This window comes from Helicobacter suis, from assembly GCF_902196125.1.
Classification (GTDB): Bacteria; Campylobacterota; Campylobacteria; order Campylobacterales; family Helicobacteraceae; genus Helicobacter; species Helicobacter suis_B.
The window spans coordinates 1-15045 of sequence record NZ_CABIKG010000022.1; the positions used below are offsets into that span (position 1 = coordinate 1).

Annotated in this window: 14 protein-coding genes and 1 tRNA gene; 6 read left to right on the top strand and 9 right to left on the bottom strand. The window is 38.9% G+C overall.

Translation table 11 applies throughout. The annotated features are described in order from the left end of the window. Positions 1-237: 237 nt before the first annotated feature. The 5 genes from G6Q00_RS07520 to glmM all read right to left on the bottom strand — a co-directional run bounded on the left by G6Q00_RS07520 (position 238) and on the right by glmM (position 3252). Positions 238-405: a hypothetical protein gene (locus tag G6Q00_RS07520; protein ID WP_163532650.1), complete on the bottom strand. Its 168-nt coding sequence runs from the start codon at positions 403-405 to the stop codon at positions 238-240. A 218-nt stretch (positions 406-623) separates the two neighbouring features. Next, a complete protein-coding gene (locus G6Q00_RS07525; protein ID WP_163532651.1) occupies positions 624-1046 on the bottom strand; it encodes a hypothetical protein in 423 nt (140 codons plus the stop codon). A gap of 270 nt (positions 1047-1316) precedes the next feature. Then, positions 1317-1391: transfer RNA gene (locus G6Q00_RS07530), tRNA-Val, on the bottom strand. Between the two features lie 74 nt (positions 1392-1465). Further along, positions 1466-1921: a signal peptidase II gene (gene lspA / locus G6Q00_RS07535; RefSeq protein ID WP_163532652.1), complete on the bottom strand. Its 456-nt coding sequence runs from the start codon at positions 1919-1921 to the stop codon at positions 1466-1468. Beyond that, positions 1918-3252 carry a phosphoglucosamine mutase gene (glmM, locus tag G6Q00_RS07540; RefSeq protein ID WP_205426572.1) on the bottom strand — a complete coding sequence of 445 codons (1335 nt, stop codon included), beginning with the start codon at positions 3250-3252 and terminating at the stop codon, positions 1918-1920. Before glmM ends, lspA begins: the two co-directional genes overlap by 4 nt. 80 nt (positions 3253-3332) lie before the next feature. Between glmM and rpsT the strand changes: the two genes are divergently transcribed. The 5 genes from rpsT to G6Q00_RS07565 are packed head-to-tail and all read left to right on the top strand — an operon-like array spanning position 3333 to position 6673. Continuing rightward, entirely contained in the window at positions 3333-3608 is a 276-nt protein-coding gene (rpsT, locus tag G6Q00_RS07545) for a 30S ribosomal protein S20 (protein WP_163532653.1), read from the top strand. A gap of 2 nt (positions 3609-3610) precedes the next feature. After that, on the top strand, positions 3611-4669 hold the full coding sequence (prfA, locus tag G6Q00_RS07550) for a peptide chain release factor 1 (protein WP_163532654.1): 1059 nt from the start codon (positions 3611-3613) through the stop codon (positions 4667-4669). A 10-nt stretch (positions 4670-4679) separates the two neighbouring features. Next, positions 4680-5609: an ACP S-malonyltransferase gene (locus tag G6Q00_RS07555; RefSeq protein WP_240331054.1), complete on the top strand. Its 930-nt coding sequence runs from the start codon at positions 4680-4682 to the stop codon at positions 5607-5609. A 54-nt stretch (positions 5610-5663) separates the two neighbouring features. Next, complete coding sequence (locus G6Q00_RS07560; RefSeq protein WP_240331055.1) at positions 5664-6158, top strand: YhcH/YjgK/YiaL family protein; 495 nt, start codon at positions 5664-5666, stop codon at positions 6156-6158. A gap of 8 nt (positions 6159-6166) precedes the next feature. Continuing rightward, positions 6167-6673, top strand: a complete 507-nt coding sequence (locus G6Q00_RS07565) for a DUF2147 domain-containing protein (protein ID WP_163532655.1) — start codon at positions 6167-6169, stop codon at positions 6671-6673. Here the strand turns inward: G6Q00_RS07565 and asd are convergent. The 4 genes from asd to G6Q00_RS07585 all read right to left on the bottom strand — a co-directional run bounded on the left by asd (position 6657) and on the right by G6Q00_RS07585 (position 12589). Then, positions 6657-7649 carry an aspartate-semialdehyde dehydrogenase gene (gene asd, locus G6Q00_RS07570; RefSeq protein WP_163532656.1) on the bottom strand — a complete coding sequence of 331 codons (993 nt, stop codon included), beginning with the start codon at positions 7647-7649 and terminating at the stop codon, positions 6657-6659. The genes G6Q00_RS07565 and asd overlap by 17 nt on opposite strands. After that, on the bottom strand, positions 7646-8956 hold the full coding sequence (gene hisS, locus G6Q00_RS07575; protein WP_163532657.1) for a histidine--tRNA ligase: 1311 nt from the start codon (positions 8954-8956) through the stop codon (positions 7646-7648). The genes asd and hisS overlap by 4 nt, the downstream gene beginning before the upstream one ends. A gap of 201 nt (positions 8957-9157) precedes the next feature. Next, a complete protein-coding gene (locus G6Q00_RS07580) occupies positions 9158-10348 on the bottom strand; it encodes a restriction endonuclease subunit S (RefSeq protein WP_163532658.1) in 1191 nt (396 codons plus the stop codon). Between the two features lie 222 nt (positions 10349-10570). After that, positions 10571-12589: an N-6 DNA methylase gene (locus G6Q00_RS07585; protein ID WP_163532659.1), complete on the bottom strand. Its 2019-nt coding sequence runs from the start codon at positions 12587-12589 to the stop codon at positions 10571-10573. Between the two features lie 252 nt (positions 12590-12841). Between G6Q00_RS07585 and G6Q00_RS07590 the strand changes: the two genes are divergently transcribed. Further along, positions 12842-14758: a methyl-accepting chemotaxis protein gene (locus tag G6Q00_RS07590; RefSeq protein WP_163532663.1), complete on the top strand. Its 1917-nt coding sequence runs from the start codon at positions 12842-12844 to the stop codon at positions 14756-14758. Positions 14759-15045 lie beyond the last annotated feature (287 nt).

Consider the following 15045-nt stretch of genomic DNA (forward strand, 5'->3'; position numbering starts at 1 on the left):
TTATAAAGCTAAAGATACCAGAACTCCGGAGCAAAAAGAGGCACTTAAAAGCTTATGCCTAAAATTATTAAAAGAAAATGTAGCGGCTAAGCTTTATGGGCATAGAGATTTTGAGCCTAAAAAAGAATGCCCATGTTTTGATGTGATTGAGGAAAGCGAGGATTGGTATTAATGTTTAAATTTAATTTTAACCTAGATAAATCCCAGCGAATTGAGCTTTTTATACTCTTTGTTAGCTTAATTCAAGTTGTCTATCCTCAATACTAAAGAGAAAGCTTTTCTAGTACCTGTATTACCCACCTTTTTAGAGTTTTTAAGCACTTCTGATAGTGGGGCATTTGGCACACCACAAGAGCCTTTAATAGAGGTGGCGTGGAATTGCTCTTTGAGGCGTTGATAAGCCATAAATAGGGCTAGACAAGCGGGAGTATTTAGATTTGGTCCTCATCTTTACAACTATTAGGGTTTTGTTGTAGAGCCAAAACATGCGCGTTATAGTGTTTAAGATAGAGTTAAAATTTTGAAGGATTTGTTTAGTGCGCTGGTAAAGATTTGTATAACCACCTTTTTTAAAACTCAAAATCAAGTACAGATTGGGGGCTTTAGGGTTTAAAGAGGGGAAGTTATCTAAAGGCTTTAGGTAGGGCATTAAAAAAGAGCCAAAGAAGAGGCGCGTTTTTGATAACTAGTTGCTCAGAGTGCCTATTAACTTGATTAAAAGGAGTAGCACCAGGTCCAAAGGCTTGGTTAACTTCTATAGCAAGTGTGTTATTAGATTGAATCAGCCATATGCTAGGGCCATCAAAGGTAGCGATTTTATAATGCGTGCCCTGCAAGGGTTTAAAGGAAAGTAAGGTTTGATCAAAATCGTGATTCTTATCTTGATTAAGAAGATTGTACATTTGCATGAGAGTGGCATGGTTATGGGGCTCAATTTGATCTTGTATGTGCACAGCTGCCTTATTCCAAACAACCCCCATATTCCAAAGCCAATCGGGTTTTTTATATGTGAGTTTAAGAGTTTTTTTATCTAAGTACCACTCCATTTGCCCTTATTTTCTACAACCAAGAATTTAAGACACTGGGTAAAATCAGTAGACTATCAGCATACCCGGGATATGGTGTTGTTTTAACAAGGCTTGTAGATTAGTTGTTTTTGCATTACATTTAGCTAACAGTGCTACAAACATAGAAACCATAAAAATTAAACACATGTTTTTTAGCGCTTTTAAGGGCATGTAGTTGCCTTTTAAGAGAATTTTTAGCACTTTGAAAGAGTTAGGATTTTAGTGTATTTCTTAGCTTAATTTATTTTATGGTGGCCACGACTGGATTTGAACCAGCGACCCCTACCATGTCAAGGTAGTGCTCTACCACTGAGCTACGCGACCCTTAAATTGCGCAGGAAAAATTCCGCAGGAATTTTATAATTTTTTACAGAAAACCCCCACATAAAAAGCCGGCATTATACCCCCTTTTGCTTATTCTTTATCTTAAAATGTTTGAGGATAATTAACCCCACCCCTACATCAATGAGTACATCAGCTAAATTAAAAATCGCAAAATCAAATTGATAATGCCAGTAAACATAATCAATCACATGCCCATGTACGAAGCGATCAAGCAGATTAGAACTACCCGCGCCTAAAATCAACCCAAAGGGCAAGGCATTAAGATTAAAAAGTTCTTTTTGCCGCCATAAAAATAAGCCTAGACTTCCAATTAAAATAATTTGAATGTACTTAAGATAAGGCCCTAGGAAATGTAGCATAGAAAAAGCCACCCCCTCATTATAGGCTAGCACAATAGAGATCACCGGCCCCTCATAGCGCAAGCCAGCTAGAATCATTTGTTTAAGTACTTGATCGCTTAGTATAGCCCCAAAAAAGGCAAGGATAAAGGCAAAGGTTGGGGATTTCAAGTTAAATGCTCTTGGAAAAAAGTCCGTAAATCTTTGATGTGTTTTTCTAAGGCGTGTTGATTCTTGCCCTCTAAGAGAATGCGTAAAGTATTTTCTGTACCCGAATAACGAATCAAGTGGCGAATCCCCTCTTCCTCAAGGTTTTTAAGTTTATCCTTGAATCCATGGAGTTTTTCTAGGGGTTTTTTTGTTTTAACGCGCATATTTTCTAAGATTTGGGGGGTTAATTCAAAGGGGTTAAGCACCTCAGCACTTGATCTTTGACTCTCAACAATACAAGCCGCTACCTGTAAAGCACTCATGATTCCATCGCCAGTTTTTGCATGATCGCCTAAAATAATATGCCCGCTTTGTTCAGCTCCAAAATTCACCCCTTGTTCTTGCATGCACGCGCTTACAAATTTATCCCCCACATTGCAATACAAAACAGATATTCCTTGTTTTTCTAAATACTCTTGTAAAGAGAGATTACTCATTGTGGTTACTACAATTTGGGAGTTAGTCAACTTGGCTTGTTTGTGTTGGTAAGTGGCTAAAACCCCGATAAGTTTATCTCCATGTACCACCTGCCCTAAATGATCAACCACCACCAAGCGATCCGCATCGCCATCTAAAGCAATGCCTAAATCTGCGCGGTATCGTTTGACTTCTTGGCTAAGTTCTAAAGGATAAAGCGCGCCACACTGGGCATTAATATTACTCCCATTGGGTTCATTATTAATCACAATCACATCAGCCCCTAGTTCGCTAAAGACAATAGGCGCGACCTTATAACCGGCTCCATTAGCCGTATCAATCACCACCCGCATGCCCTGTAAATTTAAATGTTTGGGGAAGGAATTTTTTAAATGCACAATGTAGCGCCCGATTACATCATCAATGCGTTTAGAACTGCCAATAGCCACCCCACACTGGCAACTGTTCTCTATTTGTTGCGTGTTAGAAAAAATCTTTTCAATGGCAATTTCGCTTTGTCTTTGTAATTTGTAGCCGTAACGATCAAAAAATTTAATCCCATTATCCTCAAAAGGGTTATGGCTAGCACTAATCATCACCCCCGCATCACAGCGCATATTATCGGTTAAAAAAGCAATAGCAGGCGTGGGCATAGGCCCTATTTGAATCACATCATACCCAACCGAAGTCAGAGCGCTTACAAGCGCGTTTTCAACCATATAACCACTTTTGCGGGTGTCTTTGCCCACTAAGATTTTATTGCTTCTTGCCTGTGATTTAAAATACAGCCCAGCAGCAATGCCTAATTGCATGACAAACATCGGGGTGATCTCAACCCCAGCCTTGCCCCGCACCCCATCTGTACCAAAAACCATGTGTTTTCCTAAGTTAATCAGTCTTTAATGCTTTTTTAGATAAAATCTTGCCATATTATTTTTGATAAAGGGATTAAGCTATGGCTAATCATAAATCCGCAGAAAAACGCATCCGCCAAACCGCTAAGCGCACGGAGCGCAACCGCTTTTATAAAACCCGCATTAAAAACATTGTAAAAGCCGTACGCGAAGCGGTACAACACAATGATCTACCCAAAGCCCAAGAAGCTTTTAAAGTGGCCAATAAAGAACTACATAAATTTGTCAGCAAGGGCGTTTTAAAGAAAAACACCGCCTCTAGGAAAGTTTCGCGCCTAAATGCGAGTGTCAAAAAGATCGCCCTAGCTAACGCTTAATCGTGTTATCCCAGAAACTAAAGGAGGTTGTGGCGCGTTATGATGCGCTCGCTCTCTCTTTAACCCACCCTGAAGTTTTAAACGATGTCAAACGGCTCACTGAATTAAGCAAAGAACAAGCTAGCTTAGAGGAATTAGCCCAAGCGGCCAAGCGCTATTTAAAGATTTTAGATCAAATCCAAGAAAATAAGGCGCTACTAGAGGATAAAGAACTAGGCGAGTTGGCCAAAGAAGAGCTTAAAAGTTTAGAGGAGCAAAGCAAGAACCTAGAAGATCACATTAAAATTTTGCTTATCCCAAAAGATCCCAATGATTCTAAAAATATCTATTTAGAATTACGCGCCGGTACAGGGGGCGATGAGGCGGGGATTTTTGTAGGCGATTTGTTTAGAACCTATTGCCGTTATGCGGATTTGAAGCGCTGGAAAGTAGAAATTGTTAGCTCAAGTGAAAATAGCGTAGGGGGCTATAAGGAGATGATTGCGCTAATTAAGGGGCAGGGGGTGTATTCAAGGCTAAAATTTGAAGCGGGGACACACCGCGTACAGCGCGTACCAGAAACCGAATCACAAGGGCGTATCCACACCTCAGCTATCACTGTAGCGATCATGCCTGAGGCAGATGATGTAGAGATTAATATTAATCCTAGCGATTTGCGTATTGAAGTGTTTCGCGCTGGAGGGCATGGGGGGCAATGTGTGAACACCACCGATTCAGCTGTGCGCATCACGCATATTCCTACCGGTATTAGTGTATCCATGCAAGATGAAAAATCCCAGCATAAAAACCGCGATAAGGCCTTAAAAATCCTCAAAGCCCGCTTGTATGAAAAACAAATTGAAGAACAACAACAAGCCCACTCAGCTGAGCGTAAAATGCAGGTGGGCAGTGGGGATCGAAGTGAGCGCATTCGCACCTATAACTACCCTCAAAACCGCTTAAGCGATCACCGCATTAATTTAACGCTTTATAGTTTAGAGGAGCTCATGCTATCGGGTAATTTAGATCCGGTAATTGAGCCCTTAATTGCGCATGCGCAGGCACAAGGACTAGAGGGGTGAAAGGATAAAAATGGTTGCATTATTTGGTGGACAAGGCTCACAGCATGTGGGCATGGGCGAGGAATTTTATAAAAACTTTGATTTAGCTAAGAAAATGTACCAAGAGGCTAGCGATATTTTACAAACCGATATGGCTAAGCTTTTACACAGCCAAAATACACAGCTAGATAAAAGTACCTATGCACAAAGCGCGATCTTTCTAGTTTCTATGGTGGCCTTTGAGGTGTTTATGCAAGAATTAGGTACGCCTATTAAACCGATGTTAGCTTTGGGGCATTCTTTGGGCGAAATTAGCGCTAATGCAGCCAGTGGAGCGCTAGATTTAAAAAGGGGGCTAAAATTAGTCTTTAAACGAGGGGAGCGCATGGAGGAGATTTGTAGCGCTTATAAAGAAGAACTTGGCATGTTAGTTGTTTTGGGGGGCGATGCGCAGGTTTTAGGAGATTATTGCAAACAAGCCAGACAAGAGGGGCAATTGCTTTATGTGGCTAATTTAAATGGCCCACAAGTGGTATTAGCAGGGTCTAAAACTCTTTTGCAAAAATTAGATTTTAAAACATTGGGGGCTAAAAAATGTGTGCTTTTACCGATGAATGTGGTGAGCCATTGCCCTATTTTAGAGCCTATGGTGGAGGGTTTTAGAACACTTTTACAAGAGAGTTTACACAATAATTATCACTTTGGCGTACTTTCTAATGCCACTACACAGGTTTATCAGGATAAAGAAGGCGCACTTGAATGTCTTGGAATCCAACTTGTCCAACCTGTGCGCTATAGCGAATGTATACAGGTGTGTGAGGAACGATCCTCTTATTATGTAGAATTTGGTACCAGTGTTTTAAAAAATCTTAACAAACGGCTTAGCGCTAAGCCCACTTATAGCATCACCACCCTTACAGATTTAAAAGAAGCCCTAGCCTTTGTGCGCCAAGAGGTTTAAACTCCATTGGACTTTTCGGATTAAAATCCTGAGATTAAAATCAGTGGAGATAAAATGGCCGTCATTGGTAAATTACACTCTTTAGCCTCTTTATTCTCTAAAACGCAGGAATTAGAGTCTCTTTATGCCTATTTAGAAGCAATGTTAAACCCAGCTAGTCAGCAACATCAAGCTTTTTTACAAAGAGAGCCGGGTTTATTTAAAAGAGAACTCAAACAAGCAATGAGTGCAGCAGAAATTATTTATACACCCTCTTTAGGTTTGTTAGAAACCCACCAAGATCATGTAGATTTTTTATTAATGGTGCAAGGTAGCGAACTTTTATATCTAGGGGATAGTTCAGACCTAGAGATACAAGAGCCCTATGATTTAAACCTAGATAAACAAACCTATAAGATGAATGAAAGTTGTTATTCCTTGCGTTTAGATGCGGGCATGTTAGCCATTTTATTTAGCCAAGATGCACACGCTACAGCAGCACACACAAAGGGTTTAGTTTATAAAATCGTGGCTAAAGTCCCTACCAATCTGATTAAATTTAAACTTTAGAGTTTTGTATGAAATGGTTTTGTTTGTTTTGTACAGGTGTTATCACGCCCCTTTTAGCTGAATTAGACGGCATTTATAAAACCCAAGCTTTTTTATACATGAAAGCCTCTTATGTGGAATTTTTCAAGTATGGGGATAAGTATTATGCCTATGGAATTGCTAATGTAGATGGTTCTAAAGCCCATAAAGATATTTATAATAAAAACCCGGCTTTGCGCAACCGTAGCGATAAGGGAACGGTGTTTTTATATAAATTAAGCCGAGCGTGTGGGGATACCTACACAGGGGGGCGGGCTTATAATTTTTATGATGGGCGTACTTACTATGTACAGATCAAACAAAAAAAGAATGGGGATTTAAAGTTTTTACCAAGTTTAGATCGGCGCGGATTCTTTGGTAAAACCTTTATTTGGAAAAGATTAGATGAGGATTATTTAAAAAAACATGGCATCACAAAACCTAACTTTTCAGAAGTACTCCAAACCCTTAAACAACTCCCTACTGATGCGTTTTAATCCACTCTAAAGCAATTTTTACCGCATTAGTAGCTGCCCCTACGCGTAATTGATCGGCCACGCACCATAGATGCAAAATTTTAGAATCAAATAGATCATTTCTAATACGCCCTATAAAGGTTTGATCAGAACAACTAGCCGTAATTGGCATGGGATATAAAGCCTTGCTAGGATCATCTATCACCACTAAATTAGGCGCCTTTTTTAAAATCTCTCTAGCTTGAGTGGCCTGTACTTCTTGTTTAAAATGAATGCTAAGGCTTTCGCTATGGCTTCTAAGCACAGGTACCCGTACACAAGTTGAACTAATTGGAAAATCTACATGCATGATTTTATGGCTCTCTTGCACCATTTTCATTTCTTCTTTAGTATAACCAGAGGGCAAAAAAACATCAATTTGAGGGATTACATTTAAAGCTAGAGGGTGGGGGAAAACCTCACAAGTTTGATCACCCGCCATTTGGTTTTGTAATTCTATTAACCCTCGTTTACCCGCTCCGCTAGCGGCTTGATAAGTACTTACATCTACCCGTGTAATGCCAAAGGCTTCATGCAGTGGATTTAAAACCTGCACCATTTGAATCGTAGAACAATTAGGATTAGCGATGATATTTTTAGGGCAATGATTTAAATCTTGAACATTGACTTCAGGTACCACTAAAGGAATATCCTCTTGCAAACGAAAATGGCTAGTGTTATCTATCACTAAGGCTATCTTAGCCGCACTGGGGGCAAAAACCTCACTCACACTTTTACCGGCACTAAAAAAGGCAATGTCAATACCGGTAAAACTAGCATGGGTGGTTTCTAAAATACTGTATTCTGATTGAAAGGCTTTGATTCTTTGCCCGGCACTGCGCTTACTAGCTAGAGGCAAAAAGTGGCCTATGGGAAAATGATATTCCTCTAAAACAGAAATGATCTCCACACCTACCGCACCACTAGCACCCACTAGGGCAATGTTATAGGTTTTCATTCCTTCACCATCGCTAAAACTTTTAAAAAACTCAAATGGTTAAATTGCATGCCTGTTGTCATGTTTTTTAAAGTTAAAGTTTCTCTTTGCACCTCTTCCTCGCCTAGTACCACCACAAACTCATGCCCTTTGTGGTTGGCATAACTAAAGGGTTTTTTGAGCTTGCCAATTTCGGGATACAGTTCGGTATTAACCTCGCTTTGGCGGAGATTTTGCGCTATTTGGCTTGCATAACTAAAATGGTTTGTATCCATGCACACCACTAACACCCTAGCGCTAGTAGACTTATTTTCTATGAGTTCTAATTCCTCTAGGGCAACTAAAAGCCTATCTAAACCAATAGATGCGCCTACACCGGGAAAACTCTTAAGGCTAAAACTTTTAGAAAGATTATCATAACGCCCCCCTGAGCAAATACTACCTAAGCTTGTTAACTGGTTAAGGGTGGTTTCATAGACAATACCTGTATAGTAGCCAAGCCCTCTAGCAATGGAAAAATCTATTTTGAAATGATCGGGGTTGATCTCTAAAGAGAGTAATAACTTAAAAAGCGCTTCTAATTCATCTAACCCCTCTTTTAAAGTAGCGTTATAAGTTTTAAGATAGGCCACACCCTTAAAAAATTCTAGGGAGTCTTCTTGTTGCTTGGTATTGATGATCTCTAAGAAAGGTTGCAAATCCATAAGAGGAAAGCAAGCCTTAAGCTCTAAAATAACACCTTGTTGTCCGATTTTGCCTAGTTTGTCTATGATTCTTAAAAAGGTGGTGGTTTCTTCTTCCGTGTGCAAACCAAAGTGCTGGCATAGGCCATTTAAAATTTTGCGGTGGTTGATCCACACACAAAACTCTTCTAAATCTAGGGCTTTTAAACTAGCAATAATCACTTGGATAATCTCGCTATCACATAGCAAACTAGAGCTACCAATAAAATCAAAATCACACTGGGTAAACTCCCGGTAACGCCCCCTTTGTGCGCGTTCCCCTCTAAAAACATTGCCAATTGCATAACGCTTAAAGGGTAAACCTAAAGCATGGCTATGTTGGGCGATGAAACGGGCTAGAGGCACAGTCTGATCAAAGCGCAAGCCCACTTCTCGTTTGCCATGATCTTTAAATAGATAGAGTTCTTTTTGAATCTCGCCTTCTTCTTGTGTGAGAATAGAGGCGTATTCTAAATGGGGGGTTTCAATGGGCACAAAACCAAAACTTCTAAACACGCGGGCTAGCTTTTCTAACACCGCGCCCTTAGCCATTGCCTCCTTAGGGAGTCTATCTTTAAAGCCACTCAGGGTCTTGGGGGTGATCATAGAAGTCCTTTATTAGAATGGGTGATTATAACACCTAGCCCTTTAATCCGTATTAACGCCTCTAACCCTCTTTTTTAAACTTTTCTAGTTTTTCTACCCTCGTTTTTAAAGTCTTGATACAATATTTCAAGATTTTTAACTTTTTAAGCGGGGTTAAATATCTTTTAAATGTCTTTTAAGGGGAGTTAAATACCTCTTGATTTAAAGTTTATTAGCTATTATCTGAGTATAGCCCTCTAGTTTTTTATCCCATAACCCTTTAATTTTCTCTATCTGTTGTTTTTCTAAAGCTTTGATGAAGTGTTCTATTAAGTCAAAGGCGATTGTACCATCTATGGTTACAGGTAGGGGGCAGTTTTCCTCTCTTAAAGCTCTTTGCGATCGCTTATTGGCATAGGAATAACCATAACATAGGCTTAAGCGGTTTAAAGCCGTTACAAAATACAGCGCGATATAGCGGTTAAAAGGGCTAAACTTAGGGCGCAAAATTTCTACATGATCGCTTGCACTAAAATTTTTGGCTTGATAAAAGCAAGTACCCAGCACCGCGCTATCAATAGTTAAACAACTTCCCTTTTCCGTCCAAAAGTTATAATACCCCGCAATGCCATTATTAGTAGCTTGGGTGGTTATATAAGGGTACTCACCTTTCCCGTATTTCTCTAACTGTAATTTAGCTGTAGTTTTACTCCCGCTAATCTCAAACAACTCCCCCACCCTAAACTCTTTGTACTCTAAGCGCTTAGAAGTAAGACTATTCCCCCCCCCCCCCCCGCAATCAAAGTTATTTGTAAAAAGAGAAAGGGCGTTTTCTTCTTCTTTTGTTAAAGTGGTGTTTTCTAATCCGGTTACTTTGAGATACGCCTGAATTTCCCTCAGGCGCTCCGCCTGAATTTCCCTAATAAAGACTTGCATAGCCTCAAAGGCCACTCTTCCGGTGGAGCTATGGGGGAGAGAAAAGCACATTGTTTCAATATCATTAATTGTACAATTTGTCCCCCAACCTAGATGGGCAATAGATTTTTGTAAAGTGGTAGCAATGAATAATCCTTTGTATCTATCAAGATTAAATTTAGGAACTAGGATTTTGACATTATTACCTGTAAAATACGGCCTCTCTTGATAAAAGACGCTAAAAGTATCCATTGCAAAACTTAAACTATTGCCCGGATTTAAAAAGGCTGTATTCTCTTTAATAAACCCCCTTATTCCATTATTGCGCGCACTTCTAACCACATAAGGGTAATAACCCTCCTTAGGAATATCTATAATTTCTTTAAGTTGGTTGGCATGCAAAATTTTATTGCTAGATTGTACCTCAAACAAATCCCCTACTCTCACCTCTTGCCAATGGAGAGCTAATAATCTTTCAAAACTATCTAAAATACCCACGCTTACCCTTATGTTTTAGAAAAATACCAAAGGTGCCCCGGAGGGGCGATCCCATGCTATCTCTTTTTGATTTTTAGGCTCACTTTAAGCCCAAATATAGAGAATTTAAGGCACAATACCCAAAGGATCACGATCATGGGCTCGCATGACGCTTCTTCCTGCCCGGGGTTGGTATGGTTTCCCGGGCGTTTTATTTTATATCAATCTTTTTAAAACCACGACTCAAATCTCTTGTGTGAGTGTATCCCCTTTAAGCACTAAAGAAACCTCATAAGTTAAAAAATCAGCCACGCACCTTTTAAAGTCTGTGATTTGGGGTTTGCTATCTATTTTTTGATGCTGGGCATAAGTCCAGTCTTGACCCCCTAAATTAATTCTATCTTTAATAAAGTGATCTTTATAAAGTTTAGGATCGTGATTATGTACAATGATATTAATCAATTCAATATAGCGCTCTTTAGCCATGTCCACATCTCTTAAATTGACACTTGCTTTTGCCTTTTTACGCGCCGCGCGCATGTAGCCATCGTTACTAAAATCAATGAATTTAACCATGTGATCTTTCTTATGGGGTTTGCCCACTTCAAAGACATAAATCGCTGTTTGCACGCTAGATTTGCCCACAAATAAATCTAAGGGCATTTTAATACTAGCTAGTAGGGTGTTTTTCTTTAAAATATCTTTTGTATAGGGTAGCCCGTTTCCACTCCCCGCATTTTCTTGGATAATCACCACCGCCCGCCCGTTAGCCATTCTCTCTAAGGCGCGATCTACAAAAACAAAGCCCTTTCCCTTAGCGCTATAAGGGGGATTAAGCAAAAAGACATTAGCCGGAAAAGCTCCTCTTTTATCTCCTTGTTCATAATGCCCATCAAAATCTACTAAACTATCTTTGTGCAAGAGATTAGCGCTCCCATCGCCTAATAAAAGCATGTTAAGCACCCCAAGCAAATAAATATCTGCGCGTTTTTCAATACCTAGTAGTTGGTAGGCTCTAATATGGGCGATTTTCTTTTCTCTTTGTTTTGGATCAAGTATCTTTTCTGTGCAATCTTTAATCATCTTATTCATGCTAGAAACTAAAAACGCCCCTGAGCCGGTAGCATAATCCCAAACAAAAGAATCTTGATTAACTTCGGCTAAGTTTACCATTAAATCTACAACTATTCTAGGGGTGAGTACCACATCGTTTTTTTCGCTATCGGGGACTTCTAGCCACTTTGTCAAAGAATTAAAAAGTTTACCCGCAATATCAGCTTGGCTAAGTTTTTTAACCAAAGGAAAAACCCCTTCTAAAAACCGCCCATAGATTGTTTTTAGCGGGCTTATTGCCGTATTTTCTCTAGTGTAGGTATTAGTTTGCCATAACTTAGAGTGGATAAAAACGCTTTGGAGTTCATGAACAACTATGCTAATTTTCTCTGGGGGTAAGTTTTTGGCGTTTAGAAAAGCTTTAATTTTCTTTAAAAACTCATGTCCGTCATGGGAGTCTTTATCTTGTTCGCTCTTTAAATCCTCTAATTTCAAGGGAGTAGTTTTGTAAGCAACCCCACTAGCTGCCATGATCATACCCACTAAAAGAACCACGCGATCATTAGGCTTTATACTTAAAATCTCATCATGTAAAAACTGATTGAGTTTATTTAACTCTTTCTCTGTATCGCTCTCTAAATGCTCAATAGCCTTAGTGCGTTCCTCATCGCTTAAAGTGAGCGCATCTAATTTAGACTCTAATTCTTCTAAATTAGCTAGGATAGAGAGATTATTAAAATCGCCTATCTTTTGGGGCACGGCTAAAGCTTTAGAGTGTAAATAATAAAAGGCGTATTCTTTATGCAATTTGCCCGCCTCCTCATAGCCATTAATGCCAATAGCTATAGCCTCATTGTAGCTATAGCTATAATCTAAGATCGCATTAGCATAATGCAACGCCCCATTAAGAGCGTAATTTTTAATGGCTGTGGTGCTTGATTCAAGGCTTAAATCTTGATTAAATTTAGCCAAACGCCCCTTGATCCCCTTGATCTCTATCATCACCGGGATATGGCGCATTTTCTTAGTTTTTAAAAGCAATTTAAGATCGGGATAATTGCGCCCACTCCCTCCACCTTTAGAGGGGGCTTGTTCTAGGGCGTATTTGGTTTCCTCATCAATAGGCTTTGTTTTGACAAAGTAGGGTATCTGGAGTGTTTTTAATTCCTTTTTAATCAAATCTTCTAAGTCTTCTTCTTGGCTGGGCATGTTTTCCTTTCATTAAAAGGTAGCATTATAAAAAATTGGATTTAAAAAGGTACTTTAAATTTATTTAAGCCGGGTAAGAACTCATTAATCGGGTCTGTTTTGATACCATTTATCACTAATTGATAGTATCCAACTTACTTTTTTATTTGCCTTGTTGATTAGAGGCTTTGTTGCACTTTGTTAAATGATTTGAAGTTGCGCGATAAAATTGTCTTAATTGTTTCTGTTCCTATGGTTTTGCTATTGATTCTGATGTTTTGGCGATCGTATAACGCCTATGATACCTTAGTGCGCAGTAAAGATTTAGCGCGCCAAATGAAAGTATCTTCATACTTATCCTCGCTTGTACATGAAATGCAAAAGGAACGGGGAATGAGCGCGGGTTTTTTATCTAGTGGTGGGGTGCAGTTTGTCAGTGAGTTACAAGAGCAAAGGCGGCATACAGATACAAAATTAGAAGATCTTAAAAGATTTTTAAATTCTACTTTAGGTTTAGATACTAATTATGTGCGGGCTGTACAAAAAGGGTTAGATCTTTTGGCTAAATTGCCCCAAATGCGCACTGATATGCAATCTTCTAAGGATAAAAAGGCAATTGTGGATAGCACAATGGAATATTTTACACGGATCATTACAATATTTCTAGATAGCGTGCTTAAATCCATTAGAATTGTCCATAATTCCCAAGTCTCTGATGCGCTCATAAGTTATATCAATTTTCTTTATGCTACAGAGAAATCCGGGCTAGAAAGGGCTACAGCTACGCGTATTTTTGTTGCAAATGATCCTGTTGATCCTAACTACGCTAACTTTATCTCCCTAATAGCCAAGCAAGAAGTTTATCAAAAAAGATTTTTATCCTTTGGAGATGCACAGAGTGTAGCGTTATTCCATCGTGTTTCTGAGGATTCTAGCTTTAAAGATGTGGAAAAAATGCGCCATATCCTGATTTCAAAATATTCAGTGGGAGGGTTTGGTATCGACCCTAATACTTGGTTTAAAACTATCACAAGAAAGATTGATTTACTCAAACAGGTAGGGGATAGTATCAACGCTAACATTACAAAGATCACCAATGTTACTATTACAAAGAACACCTATTATTTTGTGTCTTTGCTGGCTTTTCAAGTGCTGTTGATTTCTGTAATAACAACTTGTCTTTACTTAATGGTGCGCCATATTTCTAGGAGATTAAACAAAGTCAATAAGACCCTAGAACACATCGCAAAGAATAAAAATTTCACCGATGAGATTATCGTTGAGGCTAACGATGAAATAGGATCAATGGTTAAATCTGTAAATCTCTTTATAGAATACACACGAGACACTTTACAAAAAATCTCTAATCAAGTACAAGACAATATGGCTATCTCCAAAACTTTAAGCACTGTTTCTAGTGGTTTAGACTCAAACTCTAAACAAATAGGGCAAATTAGCCGTGATAACACGGATTTAAGCCACTCTAGCCGACAAATATTGAGCGAAAGCGTAGAAGTATCTGTTTCTACTAGGGAACTTTTAGAGAGTGTGTTAAAAAATGTTTCTGGCACTAAAATGGCTGTGAGTGCAATTGATAAACAAGTCCAGCACAGTATAGCTAGTGAAGAAAAGAGTGTTACAAACATGCAATTTTTATCCACAGAAGCACAAGGTATACAAAGTATCTTAGATGCGATTGTAGAGATTGCCGATCAAACGAATTTACTCGCTTTAAATGCGGCAATTGAGGCCGCGCGCGCAGGCGAACATGGGCGCGGGTTTGCAGTGGTGGCTGATGAAGTGCGGGCTTTAGCTGAAAGAACACAAAGAAATATCACAGAGAGTACATCTATTGTTAAACACATCTTAGAAGCCATTGCTAAGCTTAATCAAGAAAGAAAAGACAATCTCTCATTAATGCAAGCCCTAGCCCAGCACTCAAGTGATATGCAAAGCCATATTAACCATTTTTCCTCTATCATCGTGGATGCGGTAGATCACTCTTTAGTAAATCTTAACAACATTAATAGAATCAATGAGCACACAGCAAGCATTTTTGAAAATGTAGACAAGATCGCCTTATGTGTGCAAGATTTATTAAAAATCAACGATTCTATGCAAGAATCCTCTGAGAATCTGCATAAACAAACCCTTGATTCAAATAGTTTTTTAAGTGCGTTTAAATTTTAAAAGTTCAAAGGGTTTTGTAATTGTGCTTATTTGATGTACAATGTTTTATTTAAAATGTTTTTTAATAGGTAAAGCTCTTACTTAATTAGCTTGGTGAGCTCTATTGGTTGGTTTTAAAATAAAAATCAGTTAGTAACTGGCGTGTTCAAGAAACCAACAAAAAATCCCATGTTCTATAGATTTGTAAGATTAAATAATCTTTATAGCAAAACGACAGGCTACTTAGAGGATTTAAAAAAGGCTAATGCTGAAGCGCTTAATAATATTAAAGAACACCTAGAGGCCGC